We start from the raw sequence: 19,877 nt of genomic DNA on the forward strand, positions 1-19,877 counted from the left end.
GTCCCGACTAGCTTCCCGAAGCGCAAGCCCAGGTAACCAGCGACACTGACCCATGCCCAGGAGCTCGACATGAACGAAAGAAGGACACCCGTGAAAATTTCCATCATCGGCGCCGGCGCAATCGGCGGCAACCTCGCCCGTCGGCTCAGCGAAGCCGGACACGACGTGCTCATCGCAAATACCCGCGGTCCGCAAAGCATAGAGGCCGAGGTGACCGCTACAGGTGCACGGCCAGTCTCGGCGGAGTCCGCGACCCAGGACAGGGACGTCGTCATTCTGGCGGTTCCGTTCGGCGTTCAGCCCCAACTGAAAAAGTTGCTTGCAGCAGCGCAGGAGTCCACTGTCGTCGTCGACACCTCAAACTACTACCCCGGCATGAACGGGCATATCGAGGCCGTCGTTGATGGCCAGGTCGAGAGTCTGTGGAGCCAAGAGCATCTGGGACGTCCGGTTGTGAAAGCCTGGAACGCCGCCTTGGCCGAAACCCAGCGGAATATGGGACAGCCGACCGGTGCCTCTGACCGCATCGCCCTCCCAGTCGCCGGAGACTCCGATAGAGCTCGCGCAACCGTGATGCAGCTCGTGGACGAGAGCGGTTTCGACGCATACGACGCCGGTGTCCTAGCGGAATCGTGGCGCCAGCAACCCGGAACCCCCGCCTACTGCACCGAGTTGGGACTCGAAGAGCTCGAACATGCTCTCCTCGCCGCGGAGAAAGACAAGGCTCCCGCGACCCGCGACCGGTTGATGGAGCATTTCGGTGCATTGAGGACTATGCCTTCACATGAGCAAACTGTTGCGATCAATCGCGCCGCCCACTACTAACCCAGTCAGCCCATAAGCCAAGGGCGATAGAGAGCTCCGAGGCGTCCGGAAAGGTGGCCAGGAAGCCACATTTGCTTCGGTGTGCAGTCACGCTGCATATTTGGCTTGGCCTAGAGCACTCAATATCAGCTTTGCGGCTGCTGTGAGTTCGCAATGAGCTAAACCCTCTCCTATTGAGAGTTATCTTCACGCTGGCTAGGGTAGATTGAGTGGCCCGAGTTACCAAAAAGTAACAAACCACGGAAACCTCAACGAGAGTAGGGTAAAAATGTCCAAGACTGCCAAGACTTTCAAAGAAGTCGAGAAATCGCTGAACAAATTCGCTAAGTCAGCCAAGGCAGAAATCCCGAAGGATCTTCGCGAGACGTGGAATAACGCCATCTCCGGAGTGAACGGTGAAGCCATCGGCAACGCGGGTGCCAGCCTGATCGAAAGCGTCAGCGGCAATTCAAAGGCCGCACAGCGCACACGTTCATCCGTTGAGAATGCGGTAAAGACGGCGCAGCAGAAGTTGGGCGCGCCTAAGAAGTCTTGCAAGAGCGGCAAGCTGATGCTGGTCGGCGCGATCGTTGCAGCGGTTATCGCAGTGGTTGTTGCCAGCACTAAGAAAAGCGCCGCTCACTAATTCTCTCGCAATCTCCATAGTGACTAAAACCGTGGCTCTGAAATTTTCAGAGCCACGGTTTTCGCGTTCTCAGCGCAAGTAAAACAGCCGAAGCTACCGAACGCTTATTGCCTCTATCTAGCGAGAACGCCACTACTCTCTTCACGGCTAGTCCAGGATCTCAGTAAGCTCCGAATCGGCTTTCAGAATACATAGTCCCGTTTGCAGCCGGAAGGGTTAAGGGCTCGGTGGAGGCAGAACAAGGAAACTGTATTAAGGCTCCCACTCAACGAGCAAAAGCGTGATTTCAACAAGGGATCGATCTCAAGTCAGCAACCTACAAACAAGGACGACCTAGGACTAGGGGCTGCCTTCCCTCAAGTCCCGTAATTTTTTCAGATACGCATTCTCAGCCAAAAGGCGCCGGCTTTCCTTGCGAAGCTGTTCTTCCTCGTTCAACGGTGGTTTATTTACTGCTCCAGGTGGGCGACCTCTACGCTTCGGTTCAAGCGCTTCGTCGCTGCCCCTTCTCCAGCCCCTTGCCTACTTCTGAACCACTTGGTTTGAGCTGTGGTGGAACTCGGTAGCTAGGTTGATAGATTTCTCGCCTGCGAAATAGCGCCCTATGACTTCGTCCTTAACCTCGAAGGTGCATGAAGCATGTGCTATTTTCCATGAGGCAAAGCCTGCCATGCAACCGCCACCCATGCATCCGCTCGAACAATTCGGCTAGGTGCTCGCATTGATTCTCAGATAGTTCGCTTCCTGCGCGCATGAAAAACTCCCCAAAAGTTGTTCTGATTACTCAGTCCAATTCTTGAGGAGCTGTTCAAAACCTCCGGGCAAAGCCGATGCCAGGAGTGCTAACCGCTACTTTTCCAATGGATTTCGACGAGCACGCGAGTTCTTCATCGCTGCAGCGATCCCTAAGCCTGTGGCAACCAATCCGACTGGAATCAGCCAAAGACTGTTTGCCCCGGTGTCAGCGAGTCTTTCGATTTTGCGCTGCTCGGAGCTCTCCTCTGAAGGTTCCACGGTAGGTTCGGAGCTAGGCTCCAGTTCAGGTTCTGTGGTATCCACGTTCGGAGATTCTTCCATGTCTGGACGCTGGGTGGCCTCGGCCGTCGGCGAGGCTTCAGTTGATGGCGACCCTTCTGGCACGTCAGTCTCTTCTGGAACCTGCGACGCAACTGGGCGTTCAGTTATCCCAAAGACTTCTTCAGCCGTACCCAAATTAGCGAACACCGTCTCACCGCTTGCATCATCCACTGCGTCATTATCGGTGACGATGTAAACATCGCCGTTGCCGGCGACGGCGAGGCCCTCGAGCTTTTCCTGGGTCCGGCCATTGGTTGCTTCCAGGGTCGGAAGCACATCTACTGCGAGCTCCTTTTCCAGCATGGTTACCTCACCAGCCGCACCGTCTGGAAGTTCGAACTTATAAAGGGCCTTTAGCTGGGCGTTCTCACCGATGCGCTTGTCGCGCTCGATGACGGCGAACGATCCGTCCGGAAGTTCGGTGATTTCCGACAGCCCATTCCACGAACCGTCTTCACCGGCGGGTTCAAGCTGGTATCCATACCAAGTGAATTCACCAGATTCCGGAACATACTTACCGATGCGGACAAAGTCTTCGCTAGGCACTTCACGCTGCAGGGTGAAGATCACTTCTTCATCTGAGCCTTGCCCACGCACGCTGACTCCCTCGAGCCCCTGCCCGCCCAGTTCTCCGACGACTTCTGGTGGCAGCGGAACTGCCTTGGTGACTGCGCCGGCTTCATCAATGAGTACTAGAGCATTTCCTATGCCTTCTTCACCTTCATGCGCTGCCCAGAATCCGCCCTCGGCACGCGCCGCGATGCCTTCAAAGTCTAATTCGGCCGGTCCACCGTCCTGGGTCACAGGCAGGGAACTCTCGATCAGCGCTGGCTTCTGCGAGATGTCGATGGAATATATGCGTGGTTCATAAGCACTGTCGCTGACTGCATAGAGCTTCTCCGGATCATCGATGTTGCCACTCAAGCCGCTCAGTGCGCCGAAGGGCACGAGGTTCTCTGTGCTGGATGCCAACGCTGGGAATTCTGCTTCGGCTGCGCCAAAGGAGAACAGCGTGAGAGACGAACGTACGCCCTTATCTGCTTCATCAGTTTCCGAGGCCACGGCCAACAAGTCCCGGCCTGGGATCGGCAGAATACCTTCCGGGCCGTTGGTGGTCGGCAGGGTCTGCACGTATTCCGGGTTGGTTGGATCGCTTAGCTCGTAAACCGCGACGAAATTTCCTCGTTCCGAGGCGACGAAGGCGTAGTCGACTCCGTTGAAATTATCGATCGCGAGCCCCTCGGGTTCCGTGCCCTTCTTCCCGGCGCGCTTCTCCGGGAACAAGCCTTGGGAGAGCGCCAATCGTTCGAAGGTGTTTCCTGCGTCCCAGGCTACCTCGCCGGTTTCGGAATCGAAGATAGTGAAACCGCGGCTGCCGCCTTTCCAGTCCCCTTCATTGGCCGTAGCGAGGTAGCGATCTTGGATCCAGCCGATCGCGTCCGGTTCGCGCGGAACGTCCTTCAGTGAGCCGGTGGGATCCAGCTTTCCGTCTTCTTCGATGTCAATGTTCTCTAGATCAACGCTTCCTGCACTGAAGGCGTTGACAATTTCACCGCTTGGCAAGTCGATGAGGACTACGCCGTTGTTTTCTTGGAGGGTTACCGCCAATTGGTTTTTGGCATTGATGGTGACGTACTCGGGCTCAGGATCCTGTGGGGTGTCGAATCCAGCGTCGATAAGCATCGGAAGGGCAACTGGGTCTTCGCGGGTTCCCGACGTCAGCGGTACTTCGCGGATGCTCCAGGCTTCGGGGTTTTCGCCTGCGAGATCTAGGATCTCAATAGCACCGGCGGGCGCCTGCGGCAGACCACCGTCGCCGGCGTCTTCGTCGCGTTCGTTTTCGATGGCGATTGCCGCGTAGGCGCCGTCCTCGGAGATAGCGATCGAGTCCGGCTGTCCGGTCAGTTCAATGCTATGGACCAGAGTGCGGTCTGCGATGCGCACAACGTCAACGCGTCCCGAAGGGTTCGAGTAGCTTTCGGAAGTATTCACTACAACGAAAACGTACTCGCCATACGCGGCGACGCTGGTTGGTTCATCCTCTGGGCTGCCGAGCTGATGCAGTGGCAGTGTTCCCAGGCCCTTCGGTGCAGCGGGGTCACTGATATCCACGAATCCTACCTGGCGGGCGAGCGCATCAGAGTAGATCAGAGTTTTGCCGTCTTCGGAAACGGTCGAGATTTCGGCGGCAGTTTCAGCTGCGGCCCCGTCTGGGTGGTTCTGGTACACCGGGTACGTTGCGGTGCGTTCAAAATAGCTCCCAGCATCGGCGGTTGCGACCCCCGCCATAGTTAATGGCGTAACGCCAACTGCGCCAACCACTATTGCTGCGGCGAGAATGCCTGCAGATTTCTTTACGACTCGGTTCACGTTTCCTGTCCCCATTAAGCTTAATGTTTGCTTGTAATGTCCTCCTAAGATTGGCAAACGATAACCACCAGCCCGTGAACACCGAGTTAATCCGGGCCGACACGTAGGAACCGAATTGGGGTTGGGGGTACTCAGTTGGCTGGCATTAGCTCCATGCGGCAAAGCGGTGGTTTCGGCGCTCCATCCGTTCACCCATACGACCAGATACGGCAAAAGTTCCATGGCCGAGGAATCCACGAATTTTTTCGCGTTGCTTCAAAGTGTCGCCTGAGTCGAGTTCAATGCGCATTTCCATGGACATCGCCCTAGCCCACAGTCCTCGACGGCGATCGGTGATGCGTCCAGTCGCGACGGCGTTGACGATCTGCCCCAGCAACTCAATGCTCTTTGCATTGAGTTCGAATTCCCATTGCGAATCAGCGATCTCTGCTAGCGCCCGGGGGCTGTCCGAATCGAATTCAAGGTGCCAGTGAATTGATGCAGTTCCATCGCCGTAAGGCAAAATTATGCATTGCCAAGTTGATCGAATCTGATCGTGGCCACATTTCCATAGGTGCCCTTCAAACTCTCAAGAAGCTCTACCAGCTTTTGTCGAAGGTTCGAGGCCCTGAAGCTCCAGCTGCGTAATTCTTCTAGCCGGTCCAGTTCGTCGGTCATCTCAAAATCCGCTTGTGGATTCCAATCGTGAACCCGAGGCAGAAGTTCTTCATCTGCGACGTCCAGGTAGACGAGGATGGCGTCATGATCAAAGTCGGCGCCCTCTGGCACGGAGACAACCGCGGTGACTGCTGGCGGTTCGTCTGCTGGAATCATCTGGCGAGGATCCCCCACTGCTGAGACATACCGACGATCGACGTACTCGATGGCTAGGACGCGCGCCGTTACCGGAGCTACTGGAACACCAGAGGTACTTAGCTGTTCGTGATCATCTAGTTGAAAGCTGATTTCGCCATTCGGGCTACGTAGTTGTCCCAGCACCCACCGAATCGTGTCGCCTGTGCTGAACGCCGATCCGCAACAGCCGTGCAGGGAACCATCTAGTTCTACTTTGATCTGCATGTAGTCAATCTAGTCTGGAAAATAACCCAATGAAATAACGCTGAGGACAAAGCCAGAGTGACACATCTTATGTGCTCAACTGAGCCGAAATAGTAATCGCGGTTAGGATGGGTTGGTGGCACATATCGACGTTTCCGACATCCAATACTTCCTTTCCGACGGCACCCAGCTGCTGGGCGGAGTCACCTTCAAAGTTACAGCCGGTTCCAAAACCGCATTAATCGGGCCAAACGGCACCGGTAAGACCACCTTGATCAAGATCATCTCCGGTGACCTCAAAGCCGACGAGGGCGCGATTAATCGCTCCGGCTCGATGGGTATCATGCGCCAGTTCGTGGGGCAGGTTCGCGACGAATCGACGGTGAAAGACCTCCTTCTTTCCACTGCGACGCCTTCCGTAGCTGCTGCGGCTGCAAAGGTCGCAGCGTGCGAAGCGAAGATGCTGGTCAGCGAGGATGAAAAAGTCCACATGCGCTACGCCGAAGCGATTATCGAGTGGGGCGACGCCGGTGGTTATGAGCTTGAAACCACTTGGGACAAGGTCTGCATGGCAGCGCTGGGCATCCCGTTTGATCGAGCCCAGGACCGCCAGGCGCGAACCTTGTCCGGCGGCGAACAAAAGCGCCTCGTCTTGGAAGCGCTTTTCGAAGGCAACGATGACCTTCTACTCCTGGATGAGCCGGATAACTATCTGGACGTACCAGGTAAGCGCTGGCTTGAAGCGATGATGGCTCGATCCCCCAAGACGGTGCTATTCATCAGCCACGACCGCGAGCTGCTCAACAACGCGGCGACGCGCATCGTCACGCTGGAGCCAGGCCATGGTGGAGCCACCGCGTGGATCCACGGTGGTTCGTTCGGCTCCTACGTGCAAGCACGCAAGGAGCGCAACGAACGCTTTGAGGAACTGCGCAAGCGCTGGGATGAGGAGCATTCCAAGCTCAAAGAATTGGTCATCATGTATAAGACCAAAGCAGCGTTCCGTTCGGATATGGCGAACAGATATCACGCGGCACAGACACGCTTGGACAAGTTCTTAGAAGCTGGTCCGCCTCAAGCGATTCCGCTCGAGCAGAACGTGAAGATGCGGCTGAAGGGCGGCCGCACCGCCAAACGCGCGGTCGTAGCCGAAAAGCTAGAGCTAACTGGGCTCATGAAGCCCTTTAGCAATGAGATCTGGTTTGGTGACCGTGTTGGCGTGCTGGGCTCCAATGGCTCAGGCAAGTCCCACTTCCTGCGGCTCCTGGCCGCTGGCGGTACCGATCCTGAACGCGAGCACCTGCCGGTTTCAGACGTGAAGCTTGCCGAAGTTCCACATGAAGGAACTGTAAAGCTCGGTGCGCGAATTCGCCCCGGCTACTTTGCACAGACTCATACCCGTCCCGACCTATTTGGCCGCACCTTGCTGGAAATCCTGCACCGCGGTGACGAGCACCGTTCGGGACTTGCCCGTGAGGCTGCAGCTGGCGCTTTGGATGGATACGGACTGGCCGCTCAGTCGGAGCAGAAGTTCGAGTCGCTGTCCGGTGGCCAACAGGCCCGTTTCCAGATCTTGCTCTTGCAACTATCCGGAGCGACCTTGCTGTTGCTTGATGAGCCGACAGATAACCTCGATCTGCATTCCGGCGAAGCACTAGAGCATGCGATCGATTCCTTTGAAGGTACCGTGCTCGCGGTAACTCACGACCGCTGGTTTGCAAAGTCGTTTGACCGCTTCTTGGTCTTTGGCTCTGATGGCAAGGTCTACGAGTCCGATACTCCCGTGTGGGACGAAAAGCGCGTCCAACGAGACCGCTAATCGCTGAGTGGATTGTCCCGCGTGAGGAACTGCCATATGTTTCCAGTTCCTTGCGCGGGACTATCGCAATCAATCAGCAACGAATGAGTTTGATCCCGATATGAGTCGCGTCCAAGAGATTTTTATTCTTGGCAAACATCCGCGCATCTGAAAATAGCTCCACTGCTGCGCACCGGACCGCGGGCAACCCGCAAACGAACTACCTGTCGTTTTCGCGCTGCCCGCGTGGGCGAATGAATTATTCGACAAGCTTGCCGACGGCGGAGACTTCTTGAATCAATTCCGCTATTTCTTCTGGAACCTCCACGATGGGCTCCCGGCTGATCCCTGTTTTTGGCGACCAAACCAGATTGACCTGCAAAGCTGGGTCCATGTCCGGGAAGTCGCTGCGGTTGTGGCAGCCTCGAGTTTCGCGGCGTTCCAAGGCAGCCTCCAGAGTTGCTCGGGCGGCCAGCGCCGATGACTTCAGATCAAAGGCATGCGACAGGTCTTGGAACCCTGCGATGTCAGGGTGAATTCCGACGTTTGCCATGCGCTCTTCGATCGCGTCCAGTTTTGCGAGTCCGGTAAGCAGCCCTTGCTCGTCGCGGACCACTCCGGCGTGCGCGGTCATCAAATCACGAATGGCGCGCTGCAACGCACGTACGTTCTCCACGCCATCTGCGGCCAACAGATTCTCGATGTCGCCTCGGGCCTCGTTGATAGCCTCCGCGGAACGTGGCTGCGACTCAAGCCCCATGGCGTACTTGGCCGCAGCCTGCCCGACGATGCGCCCGAAAACCAGGAGTTCAATCAGCGAGTTGCCGCCTAAGCGATTCGCGCCATGCAGTCCGCTTGATGCCTCACCGATCGCGTAGAGCCCGGTGACTTCTGTTGAATGATCATAAGGGTCCACCCAGACGCCGCCCATCGAATAATGTGCGGTTGGTGCGATCTCGATGGGCTCGCGGGTGATGTCCAGCATCTGCTCTTCGAGCATCGTCTGGTAGACCCGGGGCAGTCGCTCCATGATCAGCTGGCGCGGCAAGTGGGAAACATCGAGCCAGACACCGCCCTTCTCCGTTCCGCGTCCTTCCCGAATCTCGGTATAGGCTGCGAGAGCAACTCTGTCACGTGTTGAGAGCTCCATACGTTCCGGGTCGTAGTTCTCCATAAATCGTTCACCTAGCTGGTTGCGCAAGATTCCGCCTTCTCCGCGTGCGGCTTCGGAGATAAGCGTCCCTGCAACCGATTCGGGCTCGATAATTCCCGAAGGATGAAATTGCACGAGTTCCGGATCCCGGAGGCGTGCACCGGCCTCGACAGCCAGCCGGAACGAATCTCCGGTGTTCTCGTCACGTCGCGAGGAGCTTCGACGCCAAATGCGGTTGTGCCCACCGGCGGCAAGGATAACCGAATCAGCATGGATCAGATAACGAGTTCCGTTGTTGACGTCGAACCCGTAGGCGCCGAAGATCTGATTGTCTTTGACGAGCAATCGGGTGATGTAGACGGTGTCAAGAATTGGAATCTCGAGTTGCTCGGCGCGTCGTATCAGCGTGCGTTGGATTTCCAGTCCCGTGTAGTCCCCGGCAAAGGCGGTGCGGCGGAACTTGTGCGCTCCGAAGAAGCGCTGTGAGATCCGACCGTCTTGTTCCCGGGCAAAATTCATCCCGTACCGTTCAAGATCTTCGATTCCGCGTTGTGCTCCTTGGGCTACGGTCTGCACAGTACGCGGGTCGGCGAGGAAATAGCTTTCCTTGATGGTGTCTGCAGCGTGTTGCTGCCAGCTGTCTTCTTCGTCCATGGTGCCAAGTGCTGCGTTAATTCCACCGGCCGCCAGAGAAGTGTGCGCATCGTGACGCGGACGCTTTCCTACAGCCAGTACATCTACTCCGAGTTCGGCCAGTTCGATTGCCGCCCGAAGGCCGGAACCGCCGGTCCCGATAACTAGGACGGAGGTCGAAATCTGCTGTTCTTTGCTGGTGTATGTGGTCATGCCATCAAGCATCTGCCCTTTGATAGCATGCGTCCAATGAATTATCTTCATGGTTTCGATAGCCGTATGCTATTAGACATGAATCTAGAGCAACTGCGGGGTTTCGTCACAATCGCTAAGGTGGGTCACTTCACACGTGCAGCCGAGGAGTTGCATCTGACCCAACCCTCATTGAGCCGTCAGATTGCGACGCTCGAACACGATTTGGGTTCCCAGCTATTTCATCGAGCGCGGGGCAATATCACGCTGACAGCAGCCGGTGAAACTTTGCTGCCTCTGGCACGGCGCATGCTCGCCGATGAAGAAAATGTGCGCATTGAAATGGCGGAGCTCGCAGGCTTGCGCAAAGGTCGAGTTCGGTTGGGAGCTCCCCCGACCTTGTGCGTCTCGCTGGTTGCCGAAGTGCTCGAGGTATTTCACAACAGGTTCCCTGGAATTGAGCTTCACCTCAGCGAAGCCGGATCCAAGAAACTGTTGGACGAACTAGCTGGCGGACAGCTGGATTTAGCCCTGGTTGTCACCTCGGAGCACTCGGTGGCTGAGCAAAATCTGGACAGTCTCCCACTGTTATCAGAAGAACTTGTTGTCATCGATTCAACTAGCAAGCCACGTCTTGGAGGCAAAGCATCCTTAGACCTAAAGGCCTTGTCGAGGCTGCCCCAGATAGTTTTTTCGCAAAGCTACGACCTGCGGGCAAGCACGATGAACGCCTACCGCGCACAAGGGCTCACTCCCAACGTGATCTTGGAAGGCGCCGAGATGGATGCGGTATTGCGCTTCGTCGAAGTCGGGTTGGGTGTTGCGGTTGTTCCGGCGACCGTACTTGTTGATCGCCCGGGGCTCAGCGCCGCCGCGCTGAATAATCCGCAGTTGACGCGAACCATTGGACTGGCGCATCGCCGGGACGTTTCACTGACTCGTGCAGCTTCTGCCATGCAGGGAATCATTCTAAGCACGGCTCAGGAACTGGCCGAACGTCAACCTCGAATCACAAGCCTTCAGTCCGTTGGCTAACTCAATCCTTGACTCGCAGCCCGAGGTAAGTGGCGAACTCATGCGAAAGAGCATTCAGCTGTTGCTCGCTAATCGTTGCACCGCGCAATCCTTCGATGCCTTGAACTTGCGAGAATTCCAACCCGGTCAGATCAACCGATGCGAGGTTAGCGCGCTCCACATTCAGAACGCCGGTACGACAATTTTCAAACCTCACCCGTTGAGCCTTGGCCTGTTGCAAATCAATTTCATCAAAGGTGCAATCCCGGAAGAGCACGTCACGCAACTGTGCCGAGCGAAGGTTGACCCAACCGAATTTGCAATGATCAAACACTACCGAGTCGGTCGAGGAATCCGAGAGATCAGCCGAGCCAAAGCGACTGTGGATCATCCGCACGTCATTCAAAGTCGCCCCCGCACCTTCGACGATAGGCGCGCTGAGCTGCTTGAACTCGCATTGAATGTAACGTGCGTTGCGCATAGAAAGTTCACCAATATTCAATTCAGAAAATAGGCAATCCTCTAGGCGACCGTCGGTTAGGTCAAGTAGATCCCGGTCATACCCGGCGAAATGGAGCACCTCGACATACCCGCCACTAAGCAGGTCCTCCACCGTTCCAGCTTCAAGATCTGGAAGTCGAAATTCACGAATGCGCGGAGCCATACCGTTTGTTTTGAGACGAGCCATTCCTAGCTACCTTTCAATTCTGCAAAAATATCCCCACCGGAACTACACGGTGATTATTTTGCGACGTCTGCCAGCGCGGGATTCAACTCGGGCCACTTAAATTCGTAGCCGGAGCCTTCAAGAGTCTCGGGTAGTACCCAACGGGACTTCAGCAGCATTTCTGGTTCAACCCGAAGCACGAACATCGCTGGTTCCAACATCCAACGATACGCCGGTATCCCGAACCTACGCCCGGCGACGCGTCGCAGGCTCGACATGAGTTCGGTGTTTGTCACCGGGTGCGGAGAGCTGAGGTTTACCGGTCCGCGGATTTCTGAATGCTCAATCAGATGCCAGATCGCGCCGATGACGTCATCGATGTGAATCCAGCTAAACCGCTGCTGGCCCCGCGTCGGATAGTAGCCACTTTTCTCCGGCCCCGTAGGTTCTGGACCTATTCCGCGGTATCTTCGGTGCGCAGGCCACCAACCATCTATTTGCGGCCCGCCGATACCCCATTTAGCAAGTCCAAGGAGCTTCTGGCTTGCCGGCCCATCGCCGAGCACGATCGCCATGCGCAGAGCCACCCTACGGGTCGCAGTCAACTCGCCTGCCAGGAACTCCTGCTCCCAGTTGCGTGCGACATCTACGGAAAAACCCTCGCCGATTTCTCCGTTGCTTTCAGTATTTGGGCGGTCCATTGCGTGGCGATAGATTGTCGCAGTCGAGGCATTCAGCCACAGTTTTGGCGGATGCCCAGCCGCGGCTACCGCCCGATGCAACATTCGTGTCGTATCAACCCGGGAACGGAGAATTTCGTTGCGCGCCGCATCGCTGTATCGACAGCCCACGTTCTTTCCCGCCAGATTGATCAGCAGCTCGGCGTCGTTGACTGCCTCATCAATTGCAGGCTGATCAGCCCAACTGACCGGTCCGCTGCGGCCAACAATGCGCAGCTCATACCCTCGAGCCGACAGCTCATGGACAAGCCGCGCTCCGATAAACCCGGAGGCTCCGGCAATCACTGCACGACGTGCTGACAACTGCATTCTCCATCCATCAAGTCCGGCATGAACTGAAGTTTGGTGTCAGGATACCGCTGGCGCCGCGACCAGCCGCAATCCTTGGTGAGTCGCCATCTAGTTTGTGCTTTGCACAAATCCAGTGTTTAGAAGTCTTCGATCACAAGTTTCTTCATATTCAGCATCTTTTCGAAGGCTCCGGGGCGCGACATCAGTTCGCCCATGTTCTTCGGAACCACCTGCCAGCTCACGCCGAATTTATCCTGCAACCAGCCACATTGTTCGGCCTCCGGCACGGCGGAAAGCGCCTCCCACAACCTGTCGATCTCCGCTTGATCTTCGCACTGGACTTCAATTGAAATCCCCGGAGTGAAACTGAATGGTTGGGCGACGGCAGAATCCATAGCTGCAAAGTTTTGCCCGGCCAGTTTAAAGTCACTGAACATCACCGCACCGGGAACTGTCACCTCGGTTGGCTCCGGGTAAGGAAATCGGCTGCCTAGCTGCGCGTTTTCGAATACCTCAACATAGAAATCCACTGCAGGTACCGCTAGATTCTGGGCGGTTCCACCGAACATCAATGACGGGACAATGAAAGATTCAGTTTGTCCCGGTTCGGACTGCATTAGCTGCCAACTGATGCCATAACGATCCTGCACCCAGCCGTAGCGGGCGCTGAAATCGTAGGTATCTAGCCCCATCAGGACGCTACCGCCGTCAACGAGCTGATCCCACGTTTGATCGAGCGCTGAACGGGCAGCGTCGGCATCACCAGAATAATTAGCTGGATCAAAACTGACAATGAATGAGATAGACGGGTTAGGAGTGAAGTCATTTCCGGCATTGATCAGCGTGAGCTGCGTGCCGTTCAAGTCCACGGTTACCGTCAGCGGAGCACCAGCAAGTGGCTCTTGAAAATCGAGCAGCCCTTCGGTGGGGTAGCGCGATTCTACGAAGGTGGAAGTGTTGGGAAATACACCTGCGTAGAACAGTCCAGCTTCTTCAGCATTGGCAGTGAACCAGAGATTCGGGATGAACTTTTGCATGGTAAGTCGCTCCTGGTGAGTGGAATCCCGTCTAATGACCACCAAGAAGTCCTTGAGCCGCCTAGGTCATATTCCGGGTTACCACGCCTACGCTACTCCGGGCGTGTGAGCAGGTAAATAGAGGGACGGTGAATTCTGCGCCAACCGCAAACTACGCTACGAAACCGGCTCGTTCGTAGGCGTTTCACGCTTGCGTCCGGTGAAGTCATCCATCGAGCTATAGATTTTCAGAACCTTATCGGCTACAAGGTCCCACGCGCCACGCGGCAAGACACCGCGAAGCAGCTGCCCGAACTTACTCGTCCACGGAAGAAGCACCAGTGGCGTTCCGCGCAGCATCGCGGTCCATGCCTTGGCCGCCACATACTCGGGATCCATAATTGGGGTGAGCAACATACTTTTCGCACCGGCGAACATTCCGGTCGAGACGTAGGTGGGACAGAATGTGGTGACCTTGATATCTGATTCGGTATCCCGTTCCAGTTCTAAGCGCAGTGAATCGCTCCAGCTCATGGCGGCTGCTTTAGAGGCTGCATACACGCTCATATTCGGATTCGAAACTAAAGCGGCAGCTGAAGCGATCGTGAGGATTCGGGCAGGACGTCCATCCTGACCCATTTGCCCCAGAAGTGCGTGAGTCAGATGCATTGGCGCCAATGCATTAACCGCCATGATGTCGCTGATTTGCGCAGCCCGATGATTCGCAAACGACGCGCCAGTGACGACCCCAGCATTATTTACCAGCACGTCCACCGAACCGGCGGCGAGAGTCTGATCTGCTGCGGCAATGATCGCTGCCTGATCACGCAAATCGACTGTTTCGGTCTCGATGATGCTTGCGGAATTCAGTTGCTCCAATTCATTGGCGAAGGTGGAAAGCATCTGGCTGGAGATATCCCATAGAATGACTCGCCGGGCACCGTCAAGGCAGGCTTTTCGAGCGAAGATCGCCCCCATGCCTTGGGCCGCTCCGGTAACCAGGACGGTCAATCCCGCTACAGATTCCAATGGCGTATTCGTACTCATCATTTCTTCTTTCGCAGACGGTCCATTAATGGCCAAGTGAACCTTAGCCTATAACGTGAGCCGCATTACATCGGGTTAGTCAGGGGCGCGCCCACACCATCAAGTCCGCAGGCTGATGCTCGCCGAAAATATTCGAGCACGGATCTTCGCGCTACCCTTGAAGAAGTGCTCAGAAATAACGCCCTAATACGTATTCTTTCTGGCAGCCATTCCGATGTTTGCACCCAGCAGAGGATCTAAGTAGTGCGTATTGACCGTCTCGACGCTGACCTCATCGAGCTTCTCACCGAGTCCCCCATGCTTCCGGTAATGGAATGCGCCCGTCGCCTCGGCGTGGCCAGGGGCACGGTCAGCAGCCGCCTTGCCCGCCTGCACGAAGGCGGAGTCATCCGGGCCATCATCCCGCAAGTTCAGCCGGCCGGCTTCGACTACCAGCTGGTCGCCTTTTGCTCGGTGGAAATCATTCAAAAATACGGCCACGAGCCGGTCGCCACAGCCTTGGCCGATTCGATCCCTGAGATCGTGGACATGTATACGGTCACGGGAACCTCCGACCTTCAATTGCGCGTGGTCGCTCGCAATGCGGTTGACCTACAAGCGATCTTCGATCGGATCAACCAAGTTCCCGGAGTCGCGCGCACCTCGTCGTCGCTAGCCTTGCGCGAACACTTCCAGGGCAGAACTTTGCCGCTAGTTAAGGCTTACGCAAAAAATTCTCCGCCAGAAGAAAAGACTATACAGATCGACCATTAATTTTGGCCGACGAAGTCCAAACGGTATACAGGGTGCATAGCCGACAGCGCATCGATTGCGCCCTGTGATTGCCACCACCTACAGTTTTTTCTTGTGACTCGCTTCACCTTCATTTGGGCCTTGGTTGCCTAAGGGAATGGCGAAACCTTGAGCCCGTCTCAATTTTTTGGGCGTACCGAACACCACCGGAATGTTCCAAGCGGTTCATGACTTTTAGAGAGGAATCAATGAACATCAATCAACGCCCCTCCCTTGCCGCCGTACCGGCCTACCGTCAGGGAAAATCTGCTGCTCCGGGCGCTTCAAAGCTCTCGTCGAATGAATCACCGCATGCGCCCTTGCCTTCGGTAGTTCAAAGTATCGCTGAGGGTTTAGAGCATATTCACCGCTACCCAAATATGGCGGCACCGGAGCTGATCACGGCGTTGGCTGATGAATACAACCTGGATCCAGAAGAGATTAGCCTGGGCGCCGGTTCAGTTGAAGTTGCCTCCCAACTCATTCATGCTGTCACTGGCGAAGACGACGAGGTCATGTTCGCTTGGCGCTCCTTTGAAGCGTACCCATCACTGGTGCGCATTGCCGGTGCTGTTCCGGTCGAAATACCACTGGATGCCGAATTCAAGCATGATCTGCCAGCGATGCTGGACGCCATCACCGAGCGCACCCGGCTCATTTTCATCTGCAACCCGAATAACCCCACGGGTACAGTTGTTGCGGCGGACGCTTTGGAAGAATTCGTGGCGGCCGTCCCCCGGAATATTCTGGTGGTCATCGACGAAGCCTACGTTCATTTTGACCGTTCGGATATTCGCGCCGATGGGCTGAGCCTATTCCGCCAGTACCCGCATGTTGCGGTGCTCCACACCTTCTCAAAGGCTTACGGTTTGGCTGGCCTGCGTATCGGATATGCGATCAGCCCCAAGCCGGTGGCACAGAATCTGCGTAAGGTTGCGGTACCTTTTGGCGTCACCGATCTGGCTCAGCGTGCAGCGGTTGCCTCTCTTCAAGCCGCCGATGAGCTTGCCGTGCGCATCGACGAGGTCGTCGAACAGCGCGAGCGGATGCTTGAAGGTCTACTTGCTGCCGGTTACCCGGCAGTGCCTTCCGAAGCAAACTTCGTCTGGGTAGCAGCGGCGGAACGTACCGCCGAGCTGGAAACCTTGTTAAACGAAGGCAATGTGGTGGTCCGTGCCTTCCCAGGTGAAGGACTGCGCATCTCCTCCGGTAGCGTTCAGGACGTTGACCGCGTCTTGGCTGCCGTCAACAGCAAGGTACAGGTAGCTAGCCTATGAGCACGCGAACCAACGTCCGCCCGGCGGAAGACTCGAAAAAACTCCATGCAGGTCTAAGCCAGCGTCAGATCTCAATGATGGGTCTGGGCGGTGCGATTGGCGCGGGCCTGTTCATAGGTTCCGGCCAGGCTATCTCCATTGCTGGCCCGGCAGTACTGCTCTCCTACCTCATCGCCGGCACAGTGGTCATCGTGATCATGTCGATGCTAGCCGAAATGGTAGCAGCCGACCCTTCGTCCGGTGCCTTCAGTACCTTCGCGCACAAAGCCATGGGCAGCAGCGCAGGAAGTACCGTTGGCTGGCTGTATTGGATCCAGCTGGTCGTAGTCATTGCCGCTGAAGCCACCGGCGCTGCGGCCATTGTCGCCGCTTGGTTCCCAAGCTTCCCGCAGTGGACATGGGTCTTAGGTTTCGTGGTGCTGTTCACCGGCGCGAACCTGCTGGGCGTTGGCAATTACGGCAAATTCGAATTCTGGTTTGCTTTCATCAAGGTCGCGGCGATTATCGCTTTCCTGGCCGTCGGCGCGATGGTCTTGTTCGGCATCATCCCGACCGATGCACCCGTTGGCCTGGCCAACCTCGCGTCGCACGGTGGTTTCGCACCGGCTGGTCTCACCGGCATTGCAGCTGCCTTGCTGATCGTGATCTTCTCATTCGGCGGTACCGAAGTTGTTTCTATCGCCGCAGCCGAATCCGATGATCCACAGGGCAACATCAAGCGCACAATTAAATCGGTCATGATGCGAATCATGTTCTTCTACCTTGGTTCCATCATCGTGATCGTTGCGATCCTGCCATGGAATACCCCGTCCATCGTTGACGGTCCGTTCTCGGCAGTCTTGGGCGTGCTGAACGTACCTGGTGTGGAATTGCTGATGAGCGCCGTCGTGGTGATCGCGCTGCTCTCAGCCATGAATGCGAACATCTACGGTGCTTCGCGCATGCTGTATTCCCTCGGTACCCGCAAGATGGCCCCTCGTTCGGTCACCCACGTGACAGGGAAGGGAGTACCCGCCAAGGCAGTGCTTAGCTCGGTTGCTTTTTCCTTCATTGCCGTCGGATTGAATTGGATCTGGCCGGATGCTGTAATGCCGATCCTGTTGAACGTGGTTGGCTCGACAATCATTGTGATCTGGTGCTTCATCGCGGTGACCCAGTACATCCTGCGCCGTCGAGCTGAACGCGAGGGGACAGAACTTCCACTGAAGCTCTGGGGCTTCCCGTACCTGTCGTTGGCGACCATCGCCATGATGGTTCTCATCGTGTGCATCGCGATGACCGACGCAGTGGCCAGGACCCAGCTACTGCTCACGCTCGGGCTAACCGGTCTATTGTGGCTGGTTTCCAAGGCATTCCGCCTAGGCGCCACCGCGCCCAAGCGCTAGCGCGCAAAACGTAGTAGCTCAGAGGCCGGCGGAACCCAGAAAGGGTACTGCCGGCCTCTGAGCCATTAAAAATGGAAACTAGGCCGACTGGCGCTTGACCATTTCATTGATCCAGATGGGCGCAAATGGGGAGGTGCATCCTGGCGACGTAGGATAGTCGGCCAAGACCTGCAGCGACTCGCCGATTTCCAACGCCCGGCCACGCAGTGCCAAGTGTTCGATACCAATCTGCGCCAGCGTATTATTCATGGCCCACTGCAGGCGCTCCGGAGCCTGTTTCATTTCAGCTTCGATCACATCCAGCAATTTGTCCAAGTCAAGGTTTTCGGGTGCCTTGACGACCTGATGCGCGGTCAATTCCCAACCGGCACTGGCGACCACCGGGTCCGGATCCTGCATCAATCGCTGACGTAGGTCTTCAAGATGCTTGCTCTTCTTCACCACGTAGCTCAAGAACCAGCCCTGAACCTTCGGACGGTCACCTTCACGGATCCAGGCTTCAAGGTCATCCAGCGAGAAGGCACGGGGCTTGCAAATAAGAATGGCCACCAGACGCGACGTCGTTTGGCCGGTCTTCCACAGTTCTGCTGCAAGCTCCTGGTTGCTCTTCAGTGCTTTGGCCAACGCTCGCAATTTGCCAAGGTTTACTCCGAAATCATCACCGCGCTTTTCGTTGACGGCACGCATTTTCGGGTTCTCCAAGGCAGCCAAAGCCGCTTGGACGTCGGCTACGGTGCTCGACGGGTTCAGGCTAATATCGGCGCTCATACCTTCATCTTCTCTCAAATTCTCTTCCGGCGCCGCCTGCGCGGGGTCAAGCGCTGCTGGATTGGTGAACAGCATTCCTATTTCAAAGCCAGCTTGGGCAAGACAGTTAGCAGCCAGCGTCGTTGTCCCAACGTCTCGACCGCTTTTGGATGGTAGTTATCCCTGACCCATTTCACCGCGTCGGAAGCAGGGATCCCAGCGAGCACAGCTAATACCGCCATTGCTGTTCCGGTTCTTCCCACTCCCCCACGGCAAGTAATTTCGACTCGTTCCACGGCCGCTCGCCCATATGCTTCGCGTAGCGCGTTTAAGGTGTCGTCCGTCGACGAAGGAATCGAGAAATCACGCCATTTCACCCATAGATATTCACGGTCAGTGAATTTCGGATCTCTTCCCAGAAGATACACGCCAAAATCAGGTGGTGGCAATATCCTGCTTCGTTTCAAGCTCGAACTACGGACAAGGATCCCATCGGGAAACCGCACCAGATGTGCTTGCTCAGTCCACATATTCGGCTCGTCAGGTGAACGCTGATCGGTCATGCGCTGTACCCCCCTATCCGACGCTGGAGCGGACCGGTTGGCGGAGGATCGTTCGCAGCTTGGCAGGCGCTACACGACGCGGATCGCTGAGGTAAATCTCGTGATGTTTACCAGTCATCTCAAATCCCTGCTCGGGGATAAATTGATGGTGCATCCGGTGCAGCGTTTGGGCTTCGTCGTCGTATGCACCTATGTGCAAGGTTTGCACACATAGCCCCTCTCCGAATGCCTCAAATCGCACCTTGCCCAGAGCAGCTGGAGGCTCCTTCTTCTCCAGTTGCTCGTGGATGGTTTCAAACATGGTCCTGTCGATCCACTCGGGCAGCATGATCATCATGGTCCAGTCCCACTGGGATTTATCTCTGTGTGCAGTAAATGCAGACATGTCTTGGGCCCACCAGAGTCCCTCTAAGGGCATCACAACGTAGTCTCTGCCAAGTTCACGTTTACTCATGAACTTCAGTTTGTAGGCCACCGGATACAGCGCTTGCAGGGCGTGAGCGTACTCGGCCGAGGTATTCGGATCCCCGTGCCCATCAATCATGAGGTACTTCAGCTCGGGCACCTCGACTAAGCCGAACACCTCATATTTGGCCTGATAGCTCGGCAGAGCTTTCTTGAGATCGACTTTCGCGTTCATGAAAGCAT

Annotated in this window: 18 protein-coding genes; 7 read left to right on the forward strand and 11 right to left on the reverse strand. The window is 56.3% G+C overall.

The window, feature by feature from the left end:
• The first annotated feature begins 90 nt into the window (after positions 1–90).
• Positions 91–825, forward strand: coding sequence for an NADPH-dependent F420 reductase (locus tag LG294_RS09580; RefSeq protein WP_404285319.1), 735 nt, complete (start codon positions 91–93; stop codon positions 823–825).
• A gap of 268 nt (positions 826–1,093) precedes the next feature.
• Positions 1,094–1,450 (forward strand): hypothetical protein, encoded by a 357-nt coding sequence (locus LG294_RS09585; protein ID WP_404285320.1) that lies wholly within the window; start codon positions 1,094–1,096, stop codon positions 1,448–1,450.
• 849 nt (positions 1,451–2,299) lie between these two features.
• Here LG294_RS09585 and LG294_RS09590 read toward each other — a convergent pair.
• The 3 genes from LG294_RS09590 to LG294_RS09600 all read right to left on the reverse strand — a co-directional run bounded on the left by LG294_RS09590 (position 2,300) and on the right by LG294_RS09600 (position 5,956).
• Entirely contained in the window at positions 2,300–4,897 is a 2,598-nt protein-coding gene (locus tag LG294_RS09590; protein WP_404285321.1) for an esterase-like activity of phytase family protein, read from the reverse strand.
• Positions 4,898–5,042: 145 nt separating this feature from the next.
• Positions 5,043–5,399 carry a hypothetical protein gene (locus LG294_RS09595; protein WP_404285322.1) on the reverse strand — a complete coding sequence of 119 codons (357 nt, stop codon included), beginning with the start codon at positions 5,397–5,399 and terminating at the stop codon, positions 5,043–5,045.
• Between the two features lie 2 nt (positions 5,400–5,401).
• Positions 5,402–5,956: a DUF6578 domain-containing protein gene (locus LG294_RS09600; RefSeq protein WP_404285323.1), complete on the reverse strand. Its 555-nt coding sequence runs from the start codon at positions 5,954–5,956 to the stop codon at positions 5,402–5,404.
• Between the two features lie 115 nt (positions 5,957–6,071).
• On the opposite strand from LG294_RS09600, the gene LG294_RS09605 reads away from it, so the two are divergent.
• On the forward strand, positions 6,072–7,754 hold the full coding sequence (locus LG294_RS09605; protein WP_404285324.1) for an ABC-F family ATP-binding cassette domain-containing protein: 1,683 nt from the start codon (positions 6,072–6,074) through the stop codon (positions 7,752–7,754).
• Positions 7,755–7,992: 238 nt separating this feature from the next.
• Here LG294_RS09605 and LG294_RS09610 read toward each other — a convergent pair whose 3' ends face one another.
• Entirely contained in the window at positions 7,993–9,732 is a 1,740-nt protein-coding gene (locus LG294_RS09610; protein ID WP_404285325.1) for an FAD-binding protein, read from the reverse strand.
• A gap of 78 nt (positions 9,733–9,810) precedes the next feature.
• Between LG294_RS09610 and LG294_RS09615 the strand changes: the two genes are divergently transcribed.
• A complete protein-coding gene (locus LG294_RS09615; protein WP_404285326.1) occupies positions 9,811–10,746 on the forward strand; it encodes a LysR family transcriptional regulator in 936 nt (311 codons plus the stop codon).
• Between the two features lies 1 nt (position 10,747).
• Here LG294_RS09615 and LG294_RS09620 read toward each other — a convergent pair whose 3' ends face one another.
• From LG294_RS09620 to LG294_RS09635, 4 genes are all read right to left on the reverse strand, one after another.
• On the reverse strand, positions 10,748–11,413 hold the full coding sequence (locus LG294_RS09620; RefSeq protein WP_404285327.1) for a pentapeptide repeat-containing protein: 666 nt from the start codon (positions 11,411–11,413) through the stop codon (positions 10,748–10,750).
• A 53-nt stretch (positions 11,414–11,466) separates the two neighbouring features.
• Entirely contained in the window at positions 11,467–12,441 is a 975-nt protein-coding gene (locus tag LG294_RS09625) for an epimerase (RefSeq protein ID WP_404285328.1), read from the reverse strand.
• A gap of 119 nt (positions 12,442–12,560) precedes the next feature.
• Positions 12,561–13,460 (reverse strand): VOC family protein, encoded by a 900-nt coding sequence (locus LG294_RS09630; protein WP_404285329.1) that lies wholly within the window; start codon positions 13,458–13,460, stop codon positions 12,561–12,563.
• Positions 13,461–13,616: 156 nt separating this feature from the next.
• Positions 13,617–14,486, reverse strand: a complete 870-nt coding sequence (locus LG294_RS09635; protein ID WP_404285330.1) for an SDR family NAD(P)-dependent oxidoreductase — start codon at positions 14,484–14,486, stop codon at positions 13,617–13,619.
• Positions 14,487–14,729: 243 nt separating this feature from the next.
• Here LG294_RS09635 and LG294_RS09640 point away from each other — a divergent pair, with 243 nt between their 5' ends.
• The 3 genes from LG294_RS09640 (at position 14,730) to LG294_RS09650 (ending at position 17,919) form a co-directional block, all read left to right on the forward strand.
• A complete protein-coding gene (locus tag LG294_RS09640) occupies positions 14,730–15,239 on the forward strand; it encodes an Lrp/AsnC family transcriptional regulator (protein WP_404285331.1) in 510 nt (169 codons plus the stop codon).
• Between the two features lie 227 nt (positions 15,240–15,466).
• Positions 15,467–16,534: a histidinol-phosphate transaminase gene (gene hisC / locus LG294_RS09645; RefSeq protein WP_404285332.1), complete on the forward strand. Its 1,068-nt coding sequence runs from the start codon at positions 15,467–15,469 to the stop codon at positions 16,532–16,534.
• Positions 16,531–17,919: an amino acid permease gene (locus LG294_RS09650; protein ID WP_404285333.1), complete on the forward strand. Its 1,389-nt coding sequence runs from the start codon at positions 16,531–16,533 to the stop codon at positions 17,917–17,919. Before hisC ends, LG294_RS09650 begins: the two co-directional genes overlap by 4 nt.
• A gap of 78 nt (positions 17,920–17,997) precedes the next feature.
• On the opposite strand, the gene LG294_RS09655 is transcribed toward LG294_RS09650, so the two are convergent.
• The 3 genes from LG294_RS09655 to LG294_RS09665 form a co-directional block, all read right to left on the reverse strand.
• Complete coding sequence (locus LG294_RS09655; RefSeq protein WP_404285334.1) at positions 17,998–18,687, reverse strand: DNA alkylation repair protein; 690 nt, start codon at positions 18,685–18,687, stop codon at positions 17,998–18,000.
• Between the two features lie 77 nt (positions 18,688–18,764).
• Positions 18,765–19,229: a protein-tyrosine phosphatase family protein gene (locus tag LG294_RS09660; protein WP_404285335.1), complete on the reverse strand. Its 465-nt coding sequence runs from the start codon at positions 19,227–19,229 to the stop codon at positions 18,765–18,767.
• A 13-nt stretch (positions 19,230–19,242) separates the two neighbouring features.
• Entirely contained in the window at positions 19,243–19,869 is a 627-nt protein-coding gene (locus LG294_RS09665) for a GyrI-like domain-containing protein (protein WP_404285336.1), read from the reverse strand.
• Positions 19,870–19,877: the final 8 nt, after the last annotated feature.

The organism is Glutamicibacter arilaitensis (assembly GCF_044793945.1).
Lineage (GTDB): Bacteria > Actinomycetota > Actinomycetes > Actinomycetales > Micrococcaceae > Glutamicibacter > Glutamicibacter arilaitensis_B.

Bases quoted from the DNA above. Each gene is read 5' to 3' on its own strand.
- LG294_RS09635 (WP_404285330.1), bottom strand. From the start codon at position 14,486: ATGAGTACGAATACGCCATTGGAATCTGTAGCGGGATTGACCGTCCTG.
- LG294_RS09585 (WP_404285320.1), top strand. From the start codon at position 1,094: ATGTCCAAGACTGCCAAGACTTTCAAAGAAGTCGAGAAATCGCTGAAC.
- LG294_RS09655 (WP_404285334.1), bottom strand. From the start codon at position 18,687: ATGAGCGCCGATATTAGCCTGAACCCGTCGAGCACCGTAGCCGACGTC.
- LG294_RS09620 (WP_404285327.1), bottom strand. From the start codon at position 11,413: ATGGCTCGTCTCAAAACAAACGGTATGGCTCCGCGCATTCGTGAATTT.
- LG294_RS09600 (WP_404285323.1), bottom strand. From the start codon at position 5,956: ATGCAGATCAAAGTAGAACTAGATGGTTCCCTGCACGGCTGTTGCGGA.
- LG294_RS09615 (WP_404285326.1), top strand. From the start codon at position 9,811: ATGAATCTAGAGCAACTGCGGGGTTTCGTCACAATCGCTAAGGTGGGT.
- LG294_RS09610 (WP_404285325.1), bottom strand. From the start codon at position 9,732: ATGACCACATACACCAGCAAAGAACAGCAGATTTCGACCTCCGTCCTA.
- LG294_RS09660 (WP_404285335.1), bottom strand. From the start codon at position 19,229: ATGACCGATCAGCGTTCACCTGACGAGCCGAATATGTGGACTGAGCAA.
- LG294_RS09630 (WP_404285329.1), bottom strand. From the start codon at position 13,460: ATGCAAAAGTTCATCCCGAATCTCTGGTTCACTGCCAATGCTGAAGAA.
- LG294_RS09650 (WP_404285333.1), top strand. From the start codon at position 16,531: ATGAGCACGCGAACCAACGTCCGCCCGGCGGAAGACTCGAAAAAACTC.
- hisC (WP_404285332.1), top strand. From the start codon at position 15,467: ATGAACATCAATCAACGCCCCTCCCTTGCCGCCGTACCGGCCTACCGT.
- LG294_RS09625 (WP_404285328.1), bottom strand. From the start codon at position 12,441: ATGCAGTTGTCAGCACGTCGTGCAGTGATTGCCGGAGCCTCCGGGTTT.
- LG294_RS09665 (WP_404285336.1), bottom strand. From the start codon at position 19,869: ATGAACGCGAAAGTCGATCTCAAGAAAGCTCTGCCGAGCTATCAGGCC.